At 72.4% G+C, this 25,102-nt stretch carries 18 protein-coding genes and 1 tRNA gene; 3 read left to right on the forward strand and 16 right to left on the reverse strand.

All coding sequences use genetic code 11. From position 1 onward, the window contains the following. Positions 1 to 109 precede the first annotated feature (109 nt). Positions 110 to 1,306 (forward strand): glycosyltransferase family 4 protein, encoded by a 1,197-nt coding sequence (locus RKE38_RS04850; RefSeq protein ID WP_316006314.1) that lies wholly within the window; start codon positions 110 to 112, stop codon positions 1,304 to 1,306. Positions 1,307 to 1,336: 30 nt separating this feature from the next. Here RKE38_RS04850 and RKE38_RS04855 read toward each other — a convergent pair whose 3' ends face one another. The 12 genes from RKE38_RS04855 to RKE38_RS04910 all read right to left on the reverse strand — a co-directional run bounded on the left by RKE38_RS04855 (position 1,337) and on the right by RKE38_RS04910 (position 19,801). Beyond that, positions 1,337 to 2,467 (reverse strand): DegT/DnrJ/EryC1/StrS family aminotransferase, encoded by a 1,131-nt coding sequence (locus RKE38_RS04855; protein WP_316006315.1) that lies wholly within the window; start codon positions 2,465 to 2,467, stop codon positions 1,337 to 1,339. Continuing rightward, positions 2,467 to 3,591 (reverse strand): DegT/DnrJ/EryC1/StrS family aminotransferase, encoded by a 1,125-nt coding sequence (locus RKE38_RS04860; RefSeq protein ID WP_316006316.1) that lies wholly within the window; start codon positions 3,589 to 3,591, stop codon positions 2,467 to 2,469. The genes RKE38_RS04855 and RKE38_RS04860 overlap by 1 nt, the downstream gene beginning before the upstream one ends. A gap of 24 nt (positions 3,592 to 3,615) precedes the next feature. Next, on the reverse strand, positions 3,616 to 4,605 hold the full coding sequence (locus tag RKE38_RS04865; protein WP_316006317.1) for a hypothetical protein: 990 nt from the start codon (positions 4,603 to 4,605) through the stop codon (positions 3,616 to 3,618). Next, a complete protein-coding gene (locus RKE38_RS04870) occupies positions 4,602 to 5,303 on the reverse strand; it encodes a nucleotidyltransferase family protein (RefSeq protein ID WP_316006318.1) in 702 nt (233 codons plus the stop codon). Before RKE38_RS04870 ends, RKE38_RS04865 begins: the two co-directional genes overlap by 4 nt. A 174-nt stretch (positions 5,304 to 5,477) precedes the next feature. Continuing rightward, positions 5,478 to 6,545, reverse strand: coding sequence for a glycosyltransferase family A protein (locus RKE38_RS04875; RefSeq protein WP_316006319.1), 1,068 nt, complete (start codon positions 6,543 to 6,545; stop codon positions 5,478 to 5,480). A 14-nt stretch (positions 6,546 to 6,559) separates the two neighbouring features. Further along, complete coding sequence (locus RKE38_RS04880; protein ID WP_316006320.1) at positions 6,560 to 12,739, reverse strand: DUF4082 domain-containing protein; 6,180 nt, start codon at positions 12,737 to 12,739, stop codon at positions 6,560 to 6,562. Positions 12,740 to 12,891: 152 nt separating this feature from the next. Further along, positions 12,892 to 13,893: an NAD-dependent epimerase/dehydratase family protein gene (locus RKE38_RS04885; RefSeq protein ID WP_316006321.1), complete on the reverse strand. Its 1,002-nt coding sequence runs from the start codon at positions 13,891 to 13,893 to the stop codon at positions 12,892 to 12,894. Then, a complete protein-coding gene (locus tag RKE38_RS04890; RefSeq protein WP_316006322.1) occupies positions 13,890 to 14,987 on the reverse strand; it encodes a Gfo/Idh/MocA family oxidoreductase in 1,098 nt (365 codons plus the stop codon). The genes RKE38_RS04885 and RKE38_RS04890 overlap by 4 nt, the downstream gene beginning before the upstream one ends. Before the next feature lie 145 nt (positions 14,988 to 15,132). Then, on the reverse strand, positions 15,133 to 16,713 hold the full coding sequence (locus RKE38_RS04895) for a sugar transferase (protein WP_316006323.1): 1,581 nt from the start codon (positions 16,711 to 16,713) through the stop codon (positions 15,133 to 15,135). 476 nt (positions 16,714 to 17,189) lie between these two features. Further along, complete coding sequence (gene pth, locus RKE38_RS04900) at positions 17,190 to 17,789, reverse strand: aminoacyl-tRNA hydrolase (protein ID WP_316006324.1); 600 nt, start codon at positions 17,787 to 17,789, stop codon at positions 17,190 to 17,192. Positions 17,790 to 17,983: 194 nt separating this feature from the next. Next, positions 17,984 to 18,673 (reverse strand): 50S ribosomal protein L25/general stress protein Ctc, encoded by a 690-nt coding sequence (locus RKE38_RS04905; protein WP_316006325.1) that lies wholly within the window; start codon positions 18,671 to 18,673, stop codon positions 17,984 to 17,986. Between the two features lie 147 nt (positions 18,674 to 18,820). Continuing rightward, entirely contained in the window at positions 18,821 to 19,801 is a 981-nt protein-coding gene (locus RKE38_RS04910) for an EamA family transporter (protein ID WP_316006326.1), read from the reverse strand. 72 nt (positions 19,802 to 19,873) lie between these two features. On the opposite strand from RKE38_RS04910, the gene RKE38_RS04915 reads away from it, so the two are divergent. Beyond that, on the forward strand, positions 19,874 to 20,425 hold the full coding sequence (locus RKE38_RS04915) for a CGNR zinc finger domain-containing protein (RefSeq protein ID WP_316006327.1): 552 nt from the start codon (positions 19,874 to 19,876) through the stop codon (positions 20,423 to 20,425). Positions 20,426 to 20,467: 42 nt separating this feature from the next. On the opposite strand, the gene RKE38_RS04920 is transcribed toward RKE38_RS04915, so the two are convergent. The 4 genes from RKE38_RS04920 to RKE38_RS04935 form a co-directional block, all read right to left on the reverse strand. Then, positions 20,468 to 21,448, reverse strand: a complete 981-nt coding sequence (locus RKE38_RS04920) for a ribose-phosphate diphosphokinase (protein ID WP_316006328.1) — start codon at positions 21,446 to 21,448, stop codon at positions 20,468 to 20,470. After that, positions 21,445 to 22,917, reverse strand: coding sequence for a bifunctional UDP-N-acetylglucosamine diphosphorylase/glucosamine-1-phosphate N-acetyltransferase GlmU (gene glmU / locus RKE38_RS04925; RefSeq protein ID WP_316006329.1), 1,473 nt, complete (start codon positions 22,915 to 22,917; stop codon positions 21,445 to 21,447). Before glmU ends, RKE38_RS04920 begins: the two co-directional genes overlap by 4 nt. A gap of 47 nt (positions 22,918 to 22,964) precedes the next feature. Further along, positions 22,965 to 23,447 (reverse strand): hypothetical protein, encoded by a 483-nt coding sequence (locus RKE38_RS04930; RefSeq protein WP_316006330.1) that lies wholly within the window; start codon positions 23,445 to 23,447, stop codon positions 22,965 to 22,967. A gap of 313 nt (positions 23,448 to 23,760) precedes the next feature. Continuing rightward, a tRNA-Gln gene (locus tag RKE38_RS04935) sits at positions 23,761 to 23,842 on the reverse strand. Between the two features lie 149 nt (positions 23,843 to 23,991). Here RKE38_RS04935 and RKE38_RS04940 point away from each other — a divergent pair. Continuing rightward, positions 23,992 to 24,978 carry an acyl-CoA desaturase gene (locus RKE38_RS04940; protein WP_316006331.1) on the forward strand — a complete coding sequence of 329 codons (987 nt, stop codon included), beginning with the start codon at positions 23,992 to 23,994 and terminating at the stop codon, positions 24,976 to 24,978. Positions 24,979 to 25,102: the final 124 nt, after the last annotated feature.

Raw genomic sequence — 25,102 nt, forward strand, 5'->3', positions numbered from 1 at the left:
GGGGACGCCGCCCGGGGGCGGCACGGGGAGGCCTTGTGTCCACTCCACGACGTGTGAGCACGCCACGACGAGACCGGCGACGACTGCCCGGTGACCCGGAGGCCCGGTCATGAGGGTCCTGCTGTCGTCCTACCAGTGCATGCCCGACCAGGGCAGCGAGCTCGGCAACGGATGGCACTGGGCCCGGGCCCTGGCCGAGCTCGGCCACGAGGTCACGGTCCTCACGCAGCCGAGCCACATCATCCGGGCAGCAGCACCACCGGGCATCACGTTCCTCCACGCGGCGTGCAACACCTCGCCGCTGGCGCGCGTCTCCCACCAGCTCGGCACCACCCACCACTACCTGCACTGGCAGGACGCCGCGTGGGAGTTCGCCTCCGAGTGGGACCAGGCCTTCGACGTCGTCCACCACGTGTCGTGGGGCTCGCTGCACCTGGGCAGCCAGCTCTGGCGCCTGCCGGTACCCCTCGTCTACGGGCCCATCGGGGGCGGACAGACCGCGCCGTCCGGCTACTGGCGCCAGTTCGGCCGGAGCTGGCCGACCGAGGCGGTCCGGACGGGCATCACGCGCGGGCTGCTGCGGTGGAACCGGCGCAGCCGCGACACGGTGCGCGGCGCTGCCGTCACCCTGGTGACGAACTCCGCGACCGCCGAGGCGTGCCGCGACCTCGGCGCCCGCGACGTGCGGTACATGCTCGCCGAGGGACTGCCACCGGACTGGGTCGGCGTGCCGCACGACCGGCCGGTCGGGACGCCGGTGGTCCTCTGGGTGGGTCGGATGCTGCCGCGCAAGGCACCCCTTCTGGCCCTGCACGCGTTCGCCGAGCTGCGCCGGACCATGCCGGCCCGGCTCGTCGTCGCGGGCGACGGACCACTGCTGGACCGCCTGCGTGACACCGTGGCCGAGCTCGGCCTCGGCGACGACGTCGAGGTGCGCGGGCGCGTGCCGTGGACGCAGATGCGACCGCTGTACGACGGCGCCAGCGTCTTCCTCTTCACGTCGCTGCGCGACTCGTCCGGCTCGCAGTTCCTCGAGGCCCTCGGCCGGGGGCTCCCCGCCGTGGCGCTCAACCACCACGGCATCGGCGACCTCGACGTCGGCCGGGCTGCGGTCAAGGTCGACCTGCCGGACCGGCCCCGGGACCTGCCCTGCCTCCTGGCCGCCGCCATGGCCGAGGTCGTCTCGGACCCCACCTGGGCAGGGCGCAGCGCGGACGCCGTGCGGTGGGCGTCCGGCCACAACTGGGCCGCCAAGGCCGCGGCGGCCTCGGCCGTCTACCGCGACGTGGTCGGAGCCAGGACCTGAGGGGTGGTGCACGGGCTCACCCGGCCGGGGTCATGGCGCCACCCGGACTGCCTGCCGCAGCACGTCGGCGACCCGCTCCTGCTGGCTGGGGGTGATGCCCGGGAACAGCGGCAGCGACAGGATCTGCTGCGACGCCCGCTCGGCCACCGGGAACCGGCCGGGTCCGTACCCGAGGTGGCCCATGGCGGGGGTCAGGTGCACCGGCGTCGGGTAGTGAACGCCGGCGCCGACGCCCTCCTCCTGGAGGTGGCGCAGGACCTCGTCGCGGCGGTCGACCCGCACCACGTAGAGGTGCCAGACGTGATCGTTGCCCTCCAGGGTCGTCGGCAGCCTCACGCCGTCGGTGTCGGCGAGCAGCTCGTCGTACACCGCGGCCGCGGCACGTCGCTCGGCGTTCCACCCGCGCAGGCGCGCGAGCTTGGCCGACAGCACCACTGCCTGGAGGGTGTCGAGCCGGGAGTTGAAGCCGACCACGGTGTGCTCGTACTTGGCGGGGCTGCCGTGGGCGCCCAGCAGCCGCACCGCCTGCGCGACCTCCTCGTCGTCGGTCAGCACCGCGCCGGCGTCGCCGTAGGCCCCCAGGTTCTTGCCGGGGTAGAAGCTCGTCGCCGCCACGTCGCCGAAGGTCCCGGCGGCCTTCCCGTGCCGCGTCGCCCCCTGCGACTGGGCACCGTCCTCGACGACGCGTATGCCGCGCTGCGCCAGGGCCGCGGGCAGCTGCTCGAAGGGCGCGACCTGGCCGAAGAGGTCGACGGGCACGACGGCCCGGGTGCGACCGGTCAGCGCCGCCTCGGCCGAGGCCGGGTCGAGCAGCAGCGCGTCGTCGTCGACGTCGGCGAACACGGGCGTGCCCCCGGCGCGCAGCACGGCCTCGGCAGTGGCGATGAAGGTGTTGGCCGGCAGGACGACCTCGTCCCCGGGACCGACCCCGACCGCCCGCATCGCCAGCTCCAGCGCGTCGGTGCCGTTGCCCACGCCGACGCACGCGCGGGCGCCGGTGAACTCGGCATACGCGCGCTCGAAGGCGCCCACCGCCTTGCCGCCGATGAAGTCACCGGTCGACAGCACCTCGGCGAAGCCCTGGGCGACCTCGTCCGCCACCTGCGCGTGCTGCACCGACAGGTCGACGAGGGGCACCCCGGCCCGCTGCTCGGCGCCCATCAGGCTGCCCTCAGCCCGGCCGCGCCGCGGACGCAGTCGACGACGTGCTGCTGCTCGGCCTCGGTCATGGTGTGGAACATCGGCAGGATGAGCGTGGAGTCGGTGAGCCGTTCGGTCACGGTGAGGTCCCCCCTCGGGTGGTCGGAGTACGCGGGCTGTCGGTGGGCGGCCATGATCCCGGCGCGGGCCGAGACGCCCTGGTCGGCGAGCTGGGCCAGGAGGTCGTTGCGGGACAACGGGAAACCGGGCTCGAACTCGACCCAGAACGACTGGAAGTTCGAGGTGCCCCACTCGGGGTCGCGCACGGTGCGCAGCCCCGGGACGTCGGCGAGCATCGCCCGGTAGGCCTCGGCGAGCTCGCGCCTGCGGGCGACCATGGCGTCGAGCTTGCCGAGCTGGACCAGGCCGACGGCGGCCTGGATGTCGGTCATGCGGAAGTTGAAGCCCACCTCGAGGTACTGCTCCAGGACCGGCTGCCTGCTCACGTGGCGGGCGGCGGCGCTCACGCTCATGCCGTGCTCCCGCTGGCGGCGGGCGCGCTCGGCGAGCTGCGCGTCGGTCGTCGTGAGCATGCCCCCCTCACCGGTGGTGAGCAGCTTGCGCGGGTGGAAGGACCAGGCCGCCAGGGCGGAGGACACCCCCACCGGCTGCCCGCGGTAGGTCGAGCCCGCGGCGCAGGCGGCGTCCTCCACGAGGGCGAGCCCCCGCGCGTCGCACAGCTCGCGCAGGGGCTGGACGTCGGCCGGCATCCCACCCTGGTCGACGACCACGACGGCCCTCGTCCGGTCGGTCAGGACCGCCTCGACCGTGCGCACGCTGAGGTTGCCGTCGAGCGCCTCGACGTCGGCGAACACCGGCTCGGCGCCGACGTAGCGGACGCAGTTCGCGGTGGCAATGAAGGAGAACGACGGCACGACGACCTCGTCGCCCGGACCCACCCCGAGGAGGTGCAGGGCGAGGTGCAGCGCGGTCGTGCACGACGACACCGCCACGCCCTCGGCCACGCCGACCCTGGCGGCGAAGGCCGACTCGAACTGGGCCACCCGGGGCCCCTGGGCCAGCCACCCGGAGGCGACGACGTCCGCGGCGGCCCTGGCCTCCGCGTCGTCGAGCCACGGTCTCATCACGGGGATCATGCGGTACGCACCTCAGCTCCAGATGTCTCGGTGGACGTTCAGGACCACGCGGGACCCGAACGGGTCGATCTTGATGGGAAGCTCCTTCATGGCGGCCAGGCGCTCACGCACCGCGCGCTGCCGCTCGAGCGGGCAGACGACGAGCAGGAACCCGCCGCCGCCCGCGCCGGTCACCTTGGCGCCCGTCGCGCCGCCGGCCAGGGCGGACTCGACCGCCTCGTCGATCTGGCTGTTCGACACCCCGGAGGCCAGCTCGCGCTTGGCGGCCCAGCTCTTGTTCAGCGCCACTCCGAGCGCGTCGACGTCGCCCTCGCGCAGGCCGGCGGAGGCCTCGGCCGCGAGCTCGCGCAGCTGCACGAGCTGGGCGATCCGGTCGCCGATGTTGGCCTTCTGCTCGCCGAGGATGTTGTCCGCCTTGCGGGTCGTGCCCGTGTAGAACAGCAGCAGCTCGTCCTGCACCTGGCGGCGGACCGGTGACGCGAGGTCGAGCTGGTCGACCACGACGCGGTCCCCGGGTCCGAAGTGCAGGTCGCAGATGCCGCCGTACGCGGCGGCGTACTGGTCCTGCTTGCCGATCGGCTTGCGGCAGCGGTCGATCTCGATGGCGCAGGCCCGGTCGGCGAGCTCCTCGGCCGTCACCTGGCGACCCTTGTACGCGAAGAGCGCGTGCAGCAGGCCCACGGTCACCGCGGACGACGAGCCGAGCCCCGAGCCGGCGGAGGGGATGTCGGCCAGCGTGGTGATCTCGACACCGCCCCGCACGCCGGTCATGTGCATCGCCTCGCGCACCAGCTCGTGCTGGAGGTCCTCCACGCGGGAGACGACCTCCTTGGCGGAGTAGTTGACGTAGACGTCGTCGTCGAACCGCTGCTTGACGACGACGTAGACGTACTTGTCGATGGCCGCGTTGAGGACCCGGCCGCCGTGCTCGCGGTAGAAGTCGGGCAGGTCGGTGCCACCGCCGACGAGGCCGACCCGCAGCGGGGTCTGCGTGATGATCATGCGCTCGCCCTCGCTCCCCACTCGGCCCGAGCCCGCTCCAGGGCCTGTGGCGTGCCGATGTCGAGGAACCAGCTGTCCCCGATCGAGACCGCCCGCGCCCGCCCGACCAGCCGCGGCAGCAGGTCGAAGCCCACGTCCCGCGGCAGCGAGTCGGGGATCTCGTCCAGCACCTCGGGAGCGAACGCGTACATGCCGGCGTTGGCGAGGTCGCTGCGCGGGGACGCCGGCTTCTCGACGAAGCCCACGACCCGGCCGTCGGCCACCTCGAGGATCCCGCACTCGGACGGGCGGGGCGTCCGGAAGACCGTCAGGGTCGCCACGGCCCCTCCAGCGCGGTGCGCGTCGACCAGCAGGCGGAGGTCGAAGTCGGTGAGGTTGTCAGCGTTGAGGACGAGGAACATGTCCTCGCCGTCGAGGAAGTCCCGGTTGCGCACCAGCGTGCCGGCACTGCCGAGCAGGACGGGTTCGTGGGAAAGGTGCACCTGCGGGCCCGCGGTGCGACCGGCCACGTGGACGGCGACCTGGTCGGCCAGGTGGTGGGTGTTCACCAGCACCTCGTCGACGCCGGCCACGGCCAACGCGTCGAGCCAGGTGTCCAGGAGCGTTCGCCCCGCGACCTCGACGAGGCACTTGGGGACGGCGTCGGTGACCGGGCGCAGTCGGGTCCCCAGCCCCGCCGCGAGCAGTACGGCCTTCATGCTCCGGTCCCCTCTCCTGGCGTCGGGTGCGCCCGGCCCGGGCGGGCCGCGTCCCCCGTGTCCACCAGCTCCCTTTCGCTGTGGTCGCGGCAATCCTTCCGCCGTGACGCGCAGGGCACCTCAGCCATTTGCTGAAGACCGGAGGGGGCCGACGGCATGAGGCGTGGTCGCGCCTCAGTAGCCGCGGTGGGTCCAGGCCCTGCGCCGCGCCCACCAGCGGCCCCGCTCGCGCACCATGAAGGCGATGTCGCGAGCGCCGAGGCGGTGGCCGCCCTCCAGGGTCCGGTAGAGCGGGAACCGCTTCACCTCCGGCCAGCAGTCTGCGGCGAACGCGAGCAGCTCGGTCCGCTCCTCGGCGGTGCCGGTCCCGGTGCTGCGCAGCAGGACCCGCCCGGCAGCCGTCCGGGTCAGGGCGCCGCGGTCGTACTCGCGGCCCGCAGTCCAGAGGGCCTCCCGGGCGAGCTGGCGGTGCACGGTCGTCGACAGGTTCCGGACCCCGGAGAGCCGGTGGCCGTAGCGCTCGAGCACCTGCTCGAAGACGGCCCTGCGCTGCACGAGGTCGGCGAGCGGGTCCACGCCGGTGCTCATGTTGGTGCCGTGCCGACGGTGCAGGGCCTGGTCGACCCCGCGGAGGAACCCGACGTCGGCGTGCGCCGCGAACCGCATGAACAGCTCCATGTCGGCCGCCTTGGGCAGGTTCGGGTCGTAACCCCCGAGGCGGTGCTGCAGCGAGGTCCGGACGACGACCTCGGGGGTGGTGAGCTGGTTCTCGCCCTGCCGGAACCGGTGCTCCAGCCACTCCCTGCCACGGATGACGGACTCGCCGCGCAGGTGCGTGCGGGCCGGGGGCGTCGGGACACCGTCGGTGAACCACGCCGCCCTGCCGTAGACGAAGCCGACCTCGGGGTGGGCGTCCAGCAGGTCGCAGGCCCGGCGCAGCGACCCGGGGGCGGCCAGGTCGTCGGCCGACAGCAGGGTGCAGTAGTCGCCGTCCGCCCACTCCATCAGGCCCTCGTTGAAGGTCGCGATGTTGCCCTTGTTCTCCCGGTGCAGCCGAACCTCGACCCGGGGGTCCCGGGCGGCGATCCGGGCGGCGACCTCGGCGCTGTCGTCGGGCGACGCGTCGTCGATGACCAGGACGCGGACGTCGACGCCCGGCTGGTCCTCGAGGACGCTGGCCACCGCGTCCTCGAGGAACCGGCCGTACGCGTAGCACGGGATGACGACGCTGACCGAGCTCATACCCCTGTCCCTTCTCACCCGGTGCTGAAGACGATGTCGACCCAGTAGTTCGTGGCCTTGAACGAGTTGTTCGGGAACGTGCTGCTGGCACCGTAGGCGTACACGCCGTTCCCGCCGCTCGCACCGTTCTTCAGCGCGTGCAGGGGTGGGTTGTCCACCCCTGCCGAGTTGAAGTACTGGCTGTCCTGGGAGTAACGGCCGACGGGCGCGAAGTACGACGCCACGTAGACGGTCCCGGCGGTGACGGCCACGGGTGTCGCGAAGCTCACCTGCTGCCAGCCCGAGGCGGTCTCACCGCTGAAGGTGGCCGAGGCCAGCTTCGTGCCGGTCGAGCTCCACAGGTTTCCGACGTGGGTGCCGGTGTTGGTCGAGCCCTTGTAGAAGCGGATGCCGGTGACGAAGCCACTGACGTCCGACTTGAACTTCACCCCGACCTCGACCGAGGAGGTGTCGGTGGAGCTCGCCGTGCCCGGTGTCGCCGTGGCCGCCCAGATGGTGCAGGCGGTGCACGTCACCGACTTCGGCGTGACCGCGTTCGAGGCGGTCGACGCCGGCCCGGTGCCGACCGCGTTCGTCGCGGTGACGGTGAAGGTGTACGTGGTGCCGTTCGTCAGGCCGGTGACCGTCGCCGTGGTGGCAGGCGGGTTACCCGTCACCGTGGTCGGCGTCTGGGCGGTCGTGCCCACGTACGGGGTGATCGTGTAGCTCGTGATCGCGCTGCCACCGTTGGACGGCACGCCCCAGCTCACCACCGCGCTCGCGTTGCCGGCGGTGGCCGTCACGCCCGTCGGGGCGCCCGGGGCCGTGGCGGCGGCGTTGCTGAACACCGCGTCGACCCAGTAGTTCGAGGCGTTGTACGAGTTGCTCGGGAAGATGCTCGTGCTGCCGTAGGCGTACACGCCGTTCCCGCCGTTCGTGCCGTCCTTGAGGGCGTGCAGCGGTGGGTTGTCCACCGCCGAGGCGAAGTAGCCGGAGTCGGCGGCGTAGTGGCCGACGGGCGCCAGGTAGGACACCACGTAGACGGTGCCCGCGGTGATGGTGACCGGCGTGGAGAAGTACGCCTGCTGCCAGCCCGAGGCTGTCTCGGAGGCGAACGTCGCCGACGCGAGCCTGGTCCCCGTGGAGCTCCACAGGTTGCCCACGTGGGTGCCCGTGTTGGCAGTGCTCTTCCAGAACCGGACACCGGTCACGGTCCCGCCCACGTCGGAGGTGAACTTCACCCCGAGCTCGACCGAGGACGTGTCGCCCGAGTCGCCGTTCGCCGGCGTGGCAGAGCTCGACCAGATCGTGCAGGCGCTGCACGTCACCGGCGCGGGCGTCACGCTGTTCGAGGCGGCCGATGCCGGGCTCGTGCCGACGGAGTTCGTGGCCGTGACCTTGAACGTGTATGCCGTGCCGTTGGTCAGGCCGCTCACGGCGGCCGACGTCTGGGGCGGGCTGCCGCTCACCGTCGTCGCCGTCTGGGCCGTCGTTCCGACGTACGGCGTGACCGTGTAGGACGTGATGGGGCTGCCACCGTCGGCGGGCGCCGCCCACGTGACGGTGGCGCTCGAGTCACCGGCCGCCGCCGTCACACCGGTGGGTGCGGACGGTGCGGTGGTGGCGGTCGTCGTGCTGAAGACGACGTCCACCCAGTAGTTCGACGAGTTGTAGGTGTTCGACGGGAAGGTGCTCGACCCGGCGTAGGCATAGACGCCGTTCCCGCCGCTCGTCCCGTCCTTGAGCGCGTGCAGCGGCGCGTTGTCGACCGCGGCCGTGAAGTAGCCACCATCCAGGGCGTAGCCGCCCGCGGGGGCGAAGTACGACGCGACGTAGACGGTCCCGGCGGTGACCGCCACGGGGCTGGCGAAGCTGACCTGCTGCCAGCCGGAGGCGCTCTCGCCGGTGAAGGTGGCCGAGGCCAGCTTCGTGCCCGTCGAGGACCACAGCGAGCCGACGTGCGTGCCGGTGTTGCCGGAGCCCTTGTAGAAGCGCACGCCGGAGACGTAGCCGGAGACGTCGGAGGTGAACTTGACGCCCAGCTCCACCGACGACGTGTCGCTCGCGCTGCTGGTCGTCGGCGTCGCCGTCGACGGCCAGATGGTGCACGGCGTGCAGCTGGTCGGCGCGGCCGGGGTCACCGTGTTCGACGGCAGCGAGTCCGCGCTCGTGCCGAGGGAGTTCGTGGCGGTGACCGTGAAGGTGTACGCGGTCCCGTTCGTGAGCCCGGTGACCGTCGCGGTCGTCGCCGGCGGGGTGCCGGTGACCACGGTGGCGGCGAGGGTGGTGGACCCGACGTGCGGCGTCACGGTGTAGGCCGTGATGGCGCTGCCGCCGTCCGCGGGCGCGGTCCAGCTGACGGTCGCCGCGGCGTTCCCCGCCGTCGCCGTCACGCCGGTCGGCGCGCTCGGGACGGTGTTGCTGCTGGGCGTCACCGGTGCCGACGCGGCCGAGGCCGGGCCGGTCCCGATGGCGTTGGTGGCCGTCACCGTGAACGTGTACGTCGTGCCGTTGGTCAGTCCGGAGACGGTGCCGCTGGTGGCGGCCGGGGTGCCGGTCACCGTGGTGGTCGGCTGCGCCGTCGTGCCGACCCAGGGCGTGATCGTGTACTGGGTGATCTGGCTCCCGCCGTCGGACGGCGCGGTCCAGGTCAGGCTCGCCGAGCCGTTGCCCGCCGTCGCCACGACGTTCGTGGGGGCCGACGGGGCGGTCGGGGCCTGTGGCGTGACCGACGCCGAGGCCGCGGACTGCGGACCGGTTCCCAGCGCGTTGGTGGCGGCGACCTTGAAGGTGTAGGCAGTCCCGTTGCTGAGCCCGGTCACCGTGGCCGTCGTCGCCGGCGGGGTGCCGGTGACCGTGGTGGGGGTGAGCGCGGTCGTGCCGACGTACGGCGTCACCGTGTAGCTCGTGATCGGGCTGCCGCCGTCGGCCGGCGCGGTCCAGGTGACCGTGGCCGTACCGTTGCCCGCGGTGGCGCCGACGCCGGTCGGCGCGCCGGGCACGCTCGCGGTGACCGTCGCGAACACCGGGTCGACGTAGTAGCCCTCCGAGTTGAACGTGTTGGTGGGGAAGGTCATCGACGAGCCGTAGATGTAGACACCGTTCCCGCCGCTGACGCCGTCCCGCAGGGCGTGCAGCGGGGGGTTGTCCACGCCGGAGGCGGCGAAGTACCCGGTGTCGGCCGCGTAGTGGCCCGCGGGGGCGAACAGCACGGCGACGTAGACCGTGCCGGCCGTGATGGAGACGGGGGTGGAGAAGTTGACCTGCTGCCAGCCCGACGCCGTCTCGCTGGTGAAGGTGGCCGACGCCAGCCTGGTGCCGGAGAGGGTGTAGAGACCGCCGACGTGCGTGCCGGTTCCGGTCGGGCCCTTGTAGAACCGGATGCCCTGGACCTGGCCGTTCACGTCGGACGTGAACTTGGTGCCGAGGGAGATCGAGCCGGTGTCGCCCTCGTCGAGGACGTTCGGCACGGTCGTCGGCGTCCAGATGGTGCACGGGTTGCACACCACGGGCGACGGCGTGACCGCGTTGGAGGCTGTCGACGCCGGCCCGGTCCCGACGGCGTTCGTGGCCGAGACCGTGAACGTGTAGGTCGTCCCGTTGGTCAGGCCCTGGATCGTGGCGCTGGCGTCAGCGGAGCCGCCAGGGACCGTGGTGGGCGTCTGCGCAGTCGTCCCGATGTACGGCGTGACGGTGTACGAGGTGATCGCGCTGCCGCCGTCGGACGGGATCGTCCAGCTCACCTGCGCCGAGGCGTTGCCGGGCGTGGCCGTGACGGACGTCGGCGCGCCGGGTGCCGTGGCCGGCCCGGTGTTCGGCGTGAACATCACGTCGACCCAGTAGTTCGTCGCGGTCGCCCCCGCGGAGGGGAATCCGGCGCCGCTGCGGGACAGGCCGTTCAGCGTCCCGTTGACGTTGCGCAGGGCGTGCAGCGGCGGGCTGTCGACCGAGCTGTACGTGTACGGGGTCGGTGAGGGGTTCGGATAGAAGTACGCGTCGTCGCGCGCCGTGTGCCCGACGGGGGCGTAGTACGACGCCACGTAGACGCTGTTCGCGTTGACCTGGACCGGCGAGGAGAACGTCACCTGCTGCCAGCCGGTAGAGCTCTCGTTCGTGAATGTGGCGGAGGCCAGCTTCGTCCCCGACGACGTCCACAGGCTCCCGACGTGCGTGCCGGTGTTCGCGCTCGACTTGTAGAAGCGCACGCCGGTGACGTAGCCGGACACGTCCGACTTGAACTGCATGCCGACCTCGGTCGCGCTGCCACTGCCGGAGTCCGCCTTCGTGGGCGTGGCACCGGTACCCCAGACGGAGCACGTGCAGCCGACGTTGAGGACGACTCCTGGCTTGGGCGTCTCGAGGTTGCCGCTGTCGTCGACGGCCCGCGAGCGCAGCGTCGTGCTGGGGCTCCCGTGGGCGTTCCAGGTGTACGACCAGCTCGTCGTGCCCGTCGCCGGGTGCCAGGTGGCACCGTTGTCGGTGGACACCTCGACACCCGCGACGACACCACCGGTGTCGCTGGCCGTACCGCTGATGGTGACCTTGCCACCGTCACCGACCGTGGTGGAGGACGACGGCGAGGTGATGGTCGAGGTGGGCGCCGTCGTGTCCGTCGACGGGGTCGCGGCCACCAGCCCGCTCAGCAGGGCCCACGGCTGGGCCCCCATGTCGCCCAGCAGGTTGACGGTGGCCTGGCGCATGTTACGGTCCGGCGTGAGCACCGGGTCGGCCAGGCCCCACGACCACTGCACGGTGCCCGCGCCGAAGACCAGCGCGCCGCTGCTCGCCCGGTACAGGGTCATGTTGTGGGTCGCGGTCCCGGGGCTCTGGGTGCTGCTGCCGTAGTCGGTGAAGATCTCGGCACTCGTCGAGGTGGTGGAGGAGAGACGGAAGGCCCCGGCTGGCCGGAAGCCGTTGTCCGGGTCGGAGTCCCACTCGTAGCCGAGGGTGCCGAGCCCGGACCCCAGGGTGGTCGTCTGGCCGCTCGTGAGGTTGGCGACGTCGGTGTTCCGCCAGAAGCGCAGCTTGGAGTACGTCGACGGGACCCGGATGTCGATGGTGCCCGAGTTGACCAGGAACAGCTGCCCGGTGAGCGCGTTCTGGGGGCGTCCGCCGTTGGCCGGCGGGCTGTAACGCGGGTCCTCCCACGTGCCGGTCCACTCGACCGGGTCCACCTGGCCGTCGTAGTGGGTGTCCTTGTAGCAGACCAGGGTCCGGCCGGCCGTGTTCGTGCCGTCGAAGCTGGCCTCGAAGCGCGTCTTCCAGAAGACCTCGTTGCCCGAGAAGAAGGCCAGGTTCACGCCGGCGTCACGCGCGGCCTCGACGTTGGCCCGCTGGATGCCCGACCAGTACTCGTCGTGCCCCGTGGACATGAAGACCTTGTGGTTCTGGATCAGGGTGCGCGCCCCTGTCGTCGACATGTCGACCCCGGTCGTGTACGAGACGTCGTACCCGTTCGCCTCCAGGAAGCGGATCATCGGGTACTCGCTGTACATCAGCCAGCTCCGGCCGCCCTGGTCGTCCTCGGCCGTGTGGAACGGGCGGTTGTACGACACCTTCGAGGCGCCCTTGTAGACCGCGGGGCTGCCCGGCGGGCAGTTGGTGAGCGTGCACTGGTAGAGGCTGTTGCCGCCGTAGGTGTTGTACGCCTGCCACGTCTCGTCGGACGTCTGGAACAGGACGTCGGAGTGGCTCGCGTCGTTGCGGACGACGAAGACGATGTGGCTCGACCCCTTGCCGTCGTCCCGGATGAGGTGCGCGATGTACACGCCGGAGACGGCGGTGTTCGGGACGGTCCACGAGCCCGACACGGCCCAGTTGCCGCAGTCGAACATCCCCGTTCCGTCCTGCACCGTCAGGCAGTTCGGCTGGCTCTGCGGCTGGGCCGCGGAGGGAGCGATGCCGGCGACCAGCTTCCGGGCGCCGTTGCCCTGGTAGTAGCCCATCCGCAGGATGTCGAAGTGGTACGGGTTGGCGGACTTCACCTTGAACTGGACGGTGTCACCCGGCTGGACGCTCATCTGCGTCGCGAAGCCCTGGATGGTGGCGTCGCCCGCCCCCGTGATCTGCCAGTCGGAGGTCGGCGTCCCGGTCTTGCTGTTCTCGCAGGCGATCGCGTTGACCACGGGCGGTCCGCAGGGGTCCGCGGCCGATGCCGTCGAGGCACCGATGACCTGCAGCGGCGCGAGGATCGTCGTGGCGACCGCAACGGCCACGCCAAGGGCGAGGCGGCCGAGGCGGCCACGCCCCGCAGAGCCTCCCGAGGGTCCAGGGGATGCTGACGACGCGCTCATCGGTGGGACCTTCCGACAGGTGGGACGACGGCTGACCGGTGGTCAGCCGTGACGGACGACGATGTGGTGGGGGCTCACGAGGCCCCGGCCTTGAGGGCGCGCCCCGCGGCGACCTCCGCGCGCTGCGGACGCCACCACTCGACGAGCTCGCGCAGGCCGTCCTCGAGCCCGACCTCGGCGGTGAACCCGAGGTCCTGGCGGGCCGCGGTCGTGTCGGCCAGGCGGCGCGTGACGCCGTTGACCGCGCGGTCCGGGCCGTGCTCGACGGACAGGTCGGAGTCCATGGCGCGCAGCAGCGCCTCGGCGAGGCCCAGCAGGCTCGTCTCGGTGCCGCTGGCGATGTTGTAGACGCCGTCCACGACGTCGCTGCTCGCGGCCAGGAGGTTGGCCCGGGCGATGTCGCGGGTGAAGACGAAGTCCATCGTCTGCCGGCCGTCGCCGAAGATGAGGGGCGGCTCGCCATCGGCGATCCGCTCCATCCAGCGCACGAGCACCTCGGTATAGAGCCCGTGCACGTCCATCCGGGGGCCGTAGACGTTGAAGTAGCGCAGCCCGACGTGGTTGAGGCCGTACATCGCCCGGAAGCTGCGGGCCATGCCCTCGTTGAACGACTTGGCCGCGCCGTAGAACGTGTCGTTGTTGTGGTGGTGGTGCCGCTCCCCGGTCGGGAACTCCTCCGCCAGGCCGTAGACCGACGCCGACGAGGCGTACACGAGCTTGTCCACCTTGGCGCGGGCGCAGGCCTCGAGCACGGTGAAGGTGCCGTCGACGAGCACCTCGAGCGCGAGCCGGGGCTCCTCGGCGCACTGGGTGATCCGGATCGCCGCCTGGTGGAACACCAGGTCCTTGCCACGGGTCACGTCGTGCACCAGGTCGCGGTCGCGCAGGTCTCCCTCGACGAGGGTGACCCGGCCGCCGGCGAGCGCGTCGGCCAGGTTCTCCCGCCGGCCACGCACCAGGTTGTCGAGGACGTCGACGTGGGCGACGCCGGCCTCGAGCAGCTGGTCGACGATGGTCGAGCCGATCGTCCCCGCACCGCCGGTCACCAGGACCGTGGCGCCCTCGAGCGCGGTCATCGCCCGGCTCCCGCCGCCACGAGGCCCCGCTGGGGCTGCAGGCCGGCGTGGCCGAGCGGCATACCCACTGCGGCCATGGCACCGGCACGGCGCTGGCTCTCCGTCGCGGCCTCGAGCACGGACAGCACGCGCAGGCCGGCCCACCCGTCGGTGGCGGGGGCGCGGCCCTCGGTGATGGCGGCCGCGAACTCGGCCGCCATGAGCCCCAGGGCCTCCCGCTCGGGGAGCGCCGGTGCGTGCATGTCGCCCAGCCGGTAGTTGACGTTCACGAGCCGCTTCTCCGCGGTGTCCGCACCGTCGGAGGTCAGGTCGAGGTCGACGCCGCGGTCGTAGACGGACAGCCGCTGCTGCGGGTTGAGGTCGTCCCAGACCACGGTCCGGCGGCTGCCGCCGATGACCATGTGCCGGATCTTGGTGGGGCTGAGCCAGTTGACGTGCACGTTGGCGATGGCACCGCCGGGCAGCGGCATCGTCAGGTAGCCCAGGCAGGAGTGGCCGTTGCCGATCGGGTCGGCTCCACGGGCGGAGACCTCCAGCGGCGACAGGCCCCCGGGGAGGACGAAGTCGAGGATGGACAGGTCGTGCGGGGCGAGGTCCCAGAAGACGTCGACGTCGGACCGCACGAGCCCGAGGTTGATCCGCACCGAGTCGACGAACAGGATGTCGCCGAGCTCGCCGCCCTGCACGAGCGCCCGCAGGTGCTGCACGGCGGGCGTGTAGCAGTAGGTGTGGTCGCACATGAGGACCAGGCCGAGCTCCTCCGCACGCGCGACCATCCGCTCGGCGTCGGCCCGGCTGGAGGCGATCGGCTTCTCGACCAGGACGTGCTTGCCGGCCTCGAGCGCGGCGAGCGCGATCGCGCAGTGCGTGTCCGCCGGTGTGGCCACGGCCACGGCGTCGACGTCGTCACGGGCGAGCAGCGCCTCGAGCGAGGTCTCGATGTCGACCGTGCTGCGGGGACCGAGGACGGCCGCCGCACGCTGGGCGTCGAGGTCGCAGAGCGCGACGACCTCCCAGTCCGGGCTGGACCCGAAGTTCCGAACCAGGTTCGGACCCCAGTACCCCGCCCCCACCACGGCCACGCGCAAGCTCATCGGACATCCCCTCTCGACGGGGCCCGTACGGCCCCTCTGACGGGAATCGTCGCCGTCACCGCGACACGGCGCCTCGGCTCTTTGCGGTAGGGCAGGGGTGCACCATCTGCACGGTGCGGACCGGCCGCCGACGACGGCCCGGCCATCAGTAGGCCCCAGTGCCGCGCAGGACGGCCCGAGCCGTGCGGAACAGGATCTGCAGGTCCAGCACCATCGACCAGTTGTCGACGTACCAGAGGTCGAGGCGCAGGCTCTCGTCCCACGACAGGTTGCTGCGGCCGCTGACCTGCCACAGCCCGGTGAGGCCGGGACGCACGCGCAGCCGGCGCACCGCGTCGGGCTCGTAGGCGTCGACCTCGCGCTGGAGGGCCGGCCGGGGACCCACGAGCGACATCTGGCCGGCGAGCACGTTGAGCAGCTGCGGGAGCTCGTCCAGGGAGTACCGGCGCAGGAGCCTGCCCACGCGGGTGACCCGCGGGTCGTCCTTCATCTTGAACATGACGTCGTTGCCGGCGTCACGCTGGAGGGCGGCCAGCCGCTCCTCCGCGTCCACGCACATGGTGCGGAACTTGAGCATGGAGAAGGTCTCGCCGCGGGCCCCGACCCTGTTCTGCCGGAACAGGATCGGACCCGGCGAGTCCAGGCGGATCGCCAGGGCGATGGTGAGGCCGACGGGCAGCGCGGCCAGCAGCAGCAGCGCGGTGAGCAGCCGCTCCATGGCCACCTTGAGGACCCGACGCGCACCCGACATGACGGGCCGCTCGACGTGCAGCAACGGCATACCCGCCGTGGGCCGAATGGACAGCCGCGGGCCGGCGACGCCGAGCAGGCCCGCGGAGACCACGAGGTCCACCTCCCGCTCCTCGAGAGACCACGCCAGCCGACGCAGCTCGGGACCGTGCAGGTCCGGGTCGCTGGACACCGCGACGACCTCGGCGTCGAAGAGGTCGACCGCCGACATGGCCTCCTCGGGGTACCCGAACACGGGCACGCCGTTGACCTCGGACGGCACGTCGCCGGAGAGGTCGAGCCCGGAGACGCATGCCGCCACGACGTGCAGGCCCTGCTCGGGGGCGCGCTGGATCTCGGCGATCATCGGCGCCACCGAACGCGCGTTGCCGATGATGACGGTCGCCTGCGTGTCGGTGCCCGAGCGGCGACGCCGGCCGAGGTCGCCGCGCAGCACGCGGCGCGCGGTCAGGCCCAGGACGACGAGCATCGGTGCGGCGACCAGCGGGATGGCGCGGGGCACGTCGAGCTTCAGCCCGTAGGAGACCAGGCCTGCTGCGGCCACGAGGTAGCAGGCCGTGCGCACGACGGCGCGGTACTCCTCCGGCGCGGTGCCGACGTAGCGCCCCTCGTACCCGTGGCCCAGCGCGAGCGCCCCGACCCACAGGACGGGCATGACGACCGCGGCGACGGCGGTGCGCGTCAGCGACCACCCCGGGAAGGCGAGCAGGCCCGTCACGACACCCGTGAGGACCGACACCACCAGGTCGCCAGCCACGGCGCGGCGCCGGTACGCGTCGACCCACGTGGCGCGGCGCCTGGTCACCGTCCGTGCGCCCTCCCCCACCCGTGCCGGCGACGTGAGCCCGGCGAGGATGCTGCGGCGCCGCGTGCGCTCGGCCGCCTCGCGCGAGTGCGAGCGAGCCCGGTGCGTCCCGACGTAGGCCTGTCCGGAGAGCCGTCCCTCTGCTCGGCCGGTCCCTGCGATCTCTGCCATCTCCTGCTCCCCCACGACACTGAAGTGCGTCGCACGCTAGACCCGGCACGACCTGCCGGACACCCCTCGACGACGGTCATTCGTCGTGTGGAAAAGGTTATGCAGCAATGGAATTCGGGAACTACTCCGCGGACCCGATGGCAGGGTGGACCTCTCGACTACACCACTCGGCGGACCCGTCTCAGCCGTGTGGTGGAGACGCGGGACGACGGGACGACGCAACCGGGGAGCAGCGTCCGCAAACGCAGGGATCGGCCCCTCGACGGCTCCGGTGGTTCGCGCGGCGCCGCTCGGTGACCACGTCCGAAAAATGGTCACTGACTAGTCACTGACCATCCGCGGACGCCGAAATCGGCACACTCGGCGCCGACCGGGACGGCTCCGGCGGGACGGCGCCGACCGGCTCCGGCGGGACCGCGCCGACAGCCTCCGGCGGGACCGCGCCGACGGCCTCGGGCGGGACCCGGCTGACCGCCTCAGGCGGGGCTGTGGAACTTCTGCTGGGCGACCACGAGGCCCTGCGTCACGAGCAGCTCGACGGCGTCGGCGGCGTCGCCGACGAGGAAGGGCAGCTCCTTGCGCTCCGTCGGCGAGAAGTCGCGCAGCACGAAGTCGGCCGGGTCCATCCGGCCGGGCGGCCGGCCGATGCCGACGCGCACCCGCAGGTAGTCCTTGGTGCCGAGCGCGGAGGAGATCGAGCGCAGCCCGTTGTGGCCGCCCTCGCCGCCACCCTGCTTGAGCCGGACGTCGCCGGCCGGGATGTCGAGCTCGTCGTGCACGACGACGAGGTGGTCCGGCTCGACCGAGAAGAACTTCATGAGCGCCTTCACCGGGCCGCCGGACTCGTTCATGTACGACGACGGCACCGCGACGACCGCCCGCGGCCCCGGGGCCCCGCCCGCCAGCGTCCCGACGCGGACGGTCGTCGCCGACGCGCGGGCCTTGTGGCTCGTGAGCCGGGACGACCCGCGCGAGGCCAGCTCGTCGACCACCATCGCGCCGACGTTGTGCCGGTTGCCGGCATACCGCGGCCCGGGGTTCCCGAGGCCCACCACCAGCCACACGTCGTCACTCACGGGCCGCAAGTATGCCTGATGCCGCCGCGCGCGCTGTCGTCGCCCACGTTGCCGTCGCAACACGGCAGTTGCTGACACGAAACGATGAGAAGGAAGCCCCGTTTCACGCCAGCAACTGCCGTTTCGCTCCAGACGGCGGAAGGCCGGGCCCCCTCGTGGGGACCCGGCCTTCCGGTGGTGCCTGCGGTGGGACGTCAGCCCTCGGTGGACTCGCCCTCGGCCTCGGCGGCGCCCTCGGCAGCCTCGCCCTCGCCCTCGGCGGCCTCGGCAGCCTCGCCGGCCTCCTCGTGCTCGATGCCGGCCTCGGCCTCGGCCTCGGCGAGCTCGGCCTCGAGGGCCTCGGCGGAGACCTGCTGGGTGACGTTGACGACCAGGGTGTCGCCGTCGACCGCCAGGGCGGCGCCCTCGGGGAGGGAGACCTCGGAGGCCTTGACCTGGGTGCCGGCCTCGAGGCCCTCGACCGAGACGACGACGTTCTCGGGGATGTGGGTCGCCTCGACCTCGAGCTGCAGGGTCTGCGCGTCGACCGTGACGACGGTCTCCGGGGCGGCCTCGCCCTCGACGTGGACGGGCACGTCGACGACGACCTTCTCGCCACGGCGGACGATGACGAGGTCGACGTGCTCGATGACCGGCTTGATGGCGTCGCGCTGGACGTCCTTGGCCAGGGCCAGCTGCTCCTCGCCGTCGATGACGATCGTGAGGACGGCGTTGGCGACCTTGAGGGCCAGCATGGTGTCGTGGCCCGGCAGGGTGATGTGCAGCGGCTCGGCGCCGTGGCCGTACATGACCGCGGGGATCTTGTGGTCGCGGCGGATCTTGCGGGCGGCGCCCTTGCCGAACTGCGTGCGCTTCTCGGCGACGAGCTTGGTGATCTGGGACACGGGAACTCCTGGTACGTCGGGGAACTCGGGGCGGTGGGCCTCGACGCGGGGCGCAGCACGGAGGCTCCACCGCGTCGATCACGGACGGGCCGGCGGGCCATCGTGGACCGGCCGTGCTGTGTCCCTCGCCGAGGCAACCCGGAGAGTCTAGGCGACGCCCGTGGGGAGAGGGAAATCCGCCTCCGTGTCCGCGGCTGCGGCCGCGAGCCGCTGCGCGCGGCGCACCTCGCCGGCCCGCACCGCCACCACCCCGAGCAGGATGAGCACGCCGCCGCCGAGCTGCATGGCGCCCGGGAGCTCGGCCAGCAGCACCCAGGCGAACAGCACCGCGAAGAGGACCTCCGTCAGCCCCACGAAGGACGCGACCGTGGACCCCAGGCTGCGGGCGGCGACGATGCCGAGCAGGTATGCCGCGGCCGCCGCCACGAGCGCCAGCTCGCCGATGGCGACCCACCAGGGGAGCTCGTCGCCGCGCAGTGCCACGTCGGAGGCGACGAACCGCATCGGCAGCACGCCGACCAGCCCGAGCACGCCGAGCACGACCGCGCCCGCGACCATCCCCAGGCCCGCGAGCGCGACCGGCGGCAGGCCGGAGTCGTGGGCCGCGAGCACGAAGTAGGTCGCCAGCCCGGTGGCGGCGAGCAGGCCCCAGACGACGCCCACGAGGTCGGGGCTGCTCTGCCCCGACAGGTCGAGCACGAGAGCCAGGCCCAGCACGGCCAGCACGACGCCCGCGCCGGTCAGCGCCCCGGGGGCGCGGCGGGTCCGGAGCCACACCCACAGGACGACGAGGACGACGCCGAGGTACTCGAGCAGGAGCGCGACCCCGACGTCGAGCCGCTGGACGGCGTAGAAGTACGTGACCTGGCAGCCGGCCACGGCCACCGCGCCGTAGGCGAGGACCGCCCCGGCGTTGCGGCGCAGCAGGTGCCAGCGGCCACGCATGGCGAGCGCCGTGGGGACGGCCAGCGCCAGGGCGGCACCGGCCACGCGAAGCAGGACGACGGCCCCGGAGCTCCAGCCCTCGACGAGCAGCGACTTGGCGAACGGGCCGCTCGTGCCGAAGGTCGCGGCCGAGGCGAGGGCGAACCACAGCCCCACGCCGGTGCCGGGTGCGCGCTGGCTCATCGGTTCACTCCTGTCAGGGGTCAAGGCGTCGTATGCTCATGACGCTAGCGAGCCCGCTCGTCAGGAGTCAAGATGCTTTTCGCCCATGACACCGAGGTCGCCCTGCGCGGGGCGGCAGCGCTGGTCAACACGGCTGCCACCCTCCCGACCGACCACGACGACCTGACCACGGTGGACGACCTCGACGCCTTCGTCCGGGAGTGGGGCTGGACGGGTTCGCGCACGGGCGACCGGGGCGAGCTCGACGCGGTGCGGGCCCTGCGGCCGCGGCTGCGGGCCCTGTGGACCGTGGACACCGACGAGGCCGTGACCATCGTCAACCAGCTCCTCGCCGAGGCCGCGGCCCTGCCCCAGCTCGTGCGCCACGACGAGTGGTCCTGGCACCTGCACGCGACCCCGCCCGAGGCCCCGCTGGCGACCCGCATGGCGGTCGAGGCCGCGATGGCGATGGTCGACGTCATCCGCGCGGACGAGCTCGACCGGCTCCGGGTCTGCGCGGCCGACGACTGCGAGGACGTGGTCGTCGACCTCAGCCGCAACCGCTCCAAGCGCTACTGCGACGGGACCTGCGGCAACCGCGCCAACGTCGCGGCATACCGGGCCCGCCGCGCGGGCACCGCCTGAGCCGAGCTCGGGTCCGGCGAGCGCGGCTCAGGCCAGCGCGGCTCAGGCGCGGCCGTCGAAGAGGCTCGTCACCGAGCCGTCCTCGAAGACCTCCTGGATGGCCCGGCTGATGAGCGGCGCGATCGACAGCGTCGTGAGCTTGTCGAACTCGTGCTCCGGCGGGATGGGCAGCGTGTTGGTCACGATGACCTCGCGCGCCTGGCAGGCCTTGAGCCGGTCGACCGCGGGCCCGGACAGGATGGCGTGGGTCGCCGCGATGACGACACCCGCCGCCCCGTCCGCCATGAGCGCGTCGGCCGCCTTGGTGATCGTGCCCGCCGTGTCGATCATGTCGTCGACGAGCACGCAGACGCGGCCCTCGACCTCACCGACGACCCGGTTGGCGACGGTCTCGTTCGGCCGGTCGATGTCGCGGGTCTTGTGGATGAAGGCCAGCGGCGCGCCGCCGAGCCGCTCCGACCACTGCTCGGCGACCTTGATGCGGCCGGCGTCGGGCGAGACGACGGCGAGCTGCTCGTGGCCGTACTTCTCGCGCACGTACTCGGACAGGATCGGCAGCGCCATGAGGTGGTCGACCGGGCCGTCGAAGAAGCCCTGGATCTGCGCGGTGTGCAGGTCGACCGCCATGAGCCGGTTGGCCCCCGCGGTCTTGAACAGGTCGGCGACCAGCCGGGCCGAGATCGGCTCACGACCGCGGTGCTTCTTGTCCTGGCGCGCGTAGCCGTAGAACGGCAGCACCACGGTGATCCGCTTGGCCGACGCGCGCTTCAGCGCGTCGATCATGATGAGCTGCTCCATGATCGCGTCGTTGATCGGGGTGGTGTGGCTCTGGATCACGAACGCGTCGGAGCCTCGCACCGACTCCTCGTAGCGGACGTACGTCTCGCCGTTGGCGAAGTCGTACGCGCTCGTCGGCACCAGCTCGGTGTCGAGGAGCTTGGCGACCTCCTGCGCCAGCTCGGGGTGCGCGCGGCCCGAGAAGACCATGAGGTTCTTCTCGGTGGTCCTCAGGATGCCGGTCACGCCTGGTCCTGCCCTTCGCTGCTGGAGTCGGTATGCCGGGTGGCCGCCTCGGCCGCCTCCGCCGTCCGGGTGCCCGCGCGGGACCGCGCGACCCAGCCGTCGATGTTGCGCTGGCGACCTCGGGCGACGGCGATCTGGCCGGGGTCGACGTCGCCGGTGAGGGCGGAGCCGGCTCCGACGTAGGCGCCGTCGGCGACGTTCACGGGGGCGATGAGCACGGTGTCGGAGCCGACGAACGAGTGCTTGCCGATCGTGGTGTGGTGCTTGGCGACCCCGTCGTAGTTGGCGAAGATCGTGCCGGCTCCGATGTTGGCGCCCTCGCCGATCGTGGCGTCGCCGGCATACGTCAGGTGCGGCACCTTGGCGCCCTCGCCGATCTTGGCGTTCTTCGTCTCGACGAACCCTCCGATCTTGCCGCCCGCGCCGAGCTCGGTGCCCGGGCGCAGGTAGGAGAACGGGCCGACGGTGGCGCGCGGGCCGATCACGGCCAGGTGCGCCTCGGTGCGCTTGACCTCGGCGCCGTCGCCGACCTCGGTGTCGCGCAGCGTCGTGTCGGGGCCGATGGTCGCGTCGGCGCCGACGACGGTGGCCCCGAGCAGCTGGGTGTTCGGCAGGAGGGTGGTGTCGCGGCCGATGGCGACGTCGGCGTCGATCCACGTGGTCGCGGGGTCGACGATCGTGACGCCCTCGCGCATCCACTTCTCGGTGAGCCGGCGGTTGAGCTCACGGCCGAGGCGGGCGAGCTGCACGCGGTCGTTGACCCCCTCGGTCTGCCAGAGGTCGTCGACCACGTGGGCGCTGACCCGGCCGCCGTCCTCGCGCGCGAGGCCCAGCACGTCGGTGAGGTACTTCTCGCCCTGGGCGTTGTCGGTGCCGACCGAGGCCAGGTGGGTGCGCAGGACGGCCGCGTCGAAGGCGTAGATGCCCGAGTTGATCTCGGTGATCGCGCGCTGCTCGTCGGTGGCGTCCTTCTGCTCGACGATGCCGACGACCGAGCCGTCCTCGCCGCGCAGGATCCGGCCGTAGCCGGTGGGGTCCGCGAGGTGCGCGGTGATGACGGTGACGGCGCTGCCCGACTGCTCGTGCTCGGCGACGAGCGTGTGGAGCGTCTCGCCGGCCAGCAGCGGCACGTCTCCGTAGGTGACCAGCACGGTGCCGTCGAGCTCGGGGAGGACCTCCAGCGCGCACTCGGTCGCACGCCCGGTGCCCTTGACTTCGTCCTGGTCGGCGATGACGGCCTTCGGGTCGACCTCGGCCACGTGGGCGGCGACGAGGTCGCGCTCGTGGCGCACGACCACGGCCAGGTGCTGCGGCTGCACCGCGCGCGCCGCTGCGATCGCGTGACCGAGCAGGGACCGGCCGCCGATGCGGTGCAGGACCTTGGGGGTGGCGGACTTCATCCGGGTGCCCTCACCAGCGGCGAGGACGATGACGGCGGCGAGGCGGGAACCGCCTGCAGGGGTGCTCACGCGCGAACGCTCCAGGTTTCTGGTCGGGTGCGTCGGTCGCCGTCATGCTACCGGTCGGTCAGGGTGCCGACCGCCGCCGCATCGGGGCCCTCGCGAGGGACGATCGAGCGGGCGAGCCGGCGCACGCCACGCCGCACGCCGAGGACCTGCCCGAGCATGGCGCCCGCGAGCACGGCCAGGCTCACCGGCGCCACGGCGTCGCCGTCCACCCAGTGCCCGACGAGCCGCGAGCGCGTGAGGGAGAAGACGAGGTACAGGACGAGCACCACGACGCCCACCGCGTCCAGCGTGCCGACGACGCGCTGCTCGAAGTCGTCCCAGCGCAGGTGCATCATCCGGCTCGCCCCGATGCCGACCAGGACGCCGGCGGAGAGGCCGACGACGGCCTGCCACCACGGGTGCGACGTGCGGAACGCCACCTCCGCCACGGCGGCCACGAGGACGACGACGAAGACGACGGCATACACCCGCACCCGCACCAGGATCGAGCGGTCCACGTGGGGCCGCACGACCTCCGAGCGCTCGCTCACGCGACAGGAACCCTCACGGGCGACGGTGTCACGAGACGTGATCGTAGCGACGGCCACGGGCTCGCGCCCCCGCTCGCTCGGCTCCCCAGGCTCCCCCGCTCGCTCGGCTCCCCGGGCTCCCCGGGTGGGAGCCGGGCGTGTGAGCTCCCGCTCCCCCGCTCGCTCGGCTCCCCGGGTAGGCGCCGGGCATTCCGGGTTGGCTCCCCGGGTAGGCGCCGGGCGTCCGCCCCACCTCGTTCCTCGGTGCGGCGGTCACCCTCCCCGGATTCCAGCCCGGTGAGCCACCCGGCCTGCGCTGGCGCGCATTCCGGGTTGGCTCCCCGGGTAGGAATCGAACCTACGTCGCTTGTCCTGATTCAAAGTCAGGCGGGCCCTGCCAGCAGACCAACCGGGGAACGACCCCGCCAGGGGCCGGTCACAGGGTATCCACGCCTTCCCGGGCGGCCGACCACGACGACGCCCTCGTGACAACCTACGGCAACGTAGGTTACGTTTTCGTAGGTTCGCAGCGCCGCGACTGACCGACCCACGGAAAGGTCCCCCCATGACGACCGTGACCCCCTCGGCCACCAGCTCCGACGCCACCCCGGCGGCCCCGGGCGCCCCGTCGCCGGACACTGCGTCCCAGCCCACTGGCGCGGCTGTGGAGCGCAAGGGCAACGGCGAGCAGCTGACCCTCGGCCTGTTCATCGGCGTCCCGTTCCTCGCCCTCCTGGCGGCCATCCCGGTCGCCTGGGGCTGGGGCCTGGGCTGGCACGACGTGGTCATCGCGCTCGTCATGTATGCCGTCGCCGGGCACGGCATCACGGTCGGCTTCCACCGGTACTTCACCCACGGGTCGTTCAAGGCCAGGCGGGGCCTCAAGATCGCGCTCGCGGTCGCCGGGTCGCTGGCCATCGAGGGCCCCGTGGTCCGCTGGGTCGCCGACCACCGCCGGCACCACGCGTTCTCCGACCGCGAGGGCGACCCGCACAGCCCGTGGCGCTACGGCGAGACCGTCCCCGCGCTCGCCAAGGGGCTGTGGTGGGCCCACACCGGCTGGCTGTTCGACGTGGAGCAGACCCCGCGCGGCAAGTACGCACCCGACCTCATGGCCGACCCCGACATCCAGCGGGTCGACCGGGCGTTCCCGTGGCTCGTCGCCACCTCGATGCTCCTGCCGGCCCTCGCCGGCGGGCTGTGGTCGATGAGCTGGCAGGGCGCCCTCACCGCGTTCTTCTGGGGCTCCCTCGTCCGGGTCTCCCTGCTCCACCACGTCACCTGGTCGATCAACTCGATCTGCCACACGATCGGCGAGCGGCCGTTCCGCAGCCGCGACAGGTCCGGCAACGTCTGGTGGCTGGCCTTCCTCTCCATGGGCGAGTCGTGGCACAACCTGCACCACGCCGACCCGACGTGCGCGCGCCACGGCGTCGAGAAGGGCCAGATCGACTCCAGCGCCCGTGTGATCCGCCTCTTCGAGAAGGCCGGCTGGGCCCACGACGTCCGCTGGCCCGTCGCCAAGCGACTCGACGCCCGCCGCGTGGCCTGACACGGGACGCCACGACACCGGACGCCCGACCACCGGAAGCCCGACCACCGGACGCCCGACCGCGACCCGGCGCCGTGGTCGCCGTCTCCACCATTCGGCGTACGCCCGTGCGGGCGGGCGCTGG

The organism is Phycicoccus sp. M110.8, from assembly GCF_032464895.1.
Taxonomy (GTDB): domain Bacteria; phylum Actinomycetota; class Actinomycetes; order Actinomycetales; family Dermatophilaceae; genus Pedococcus.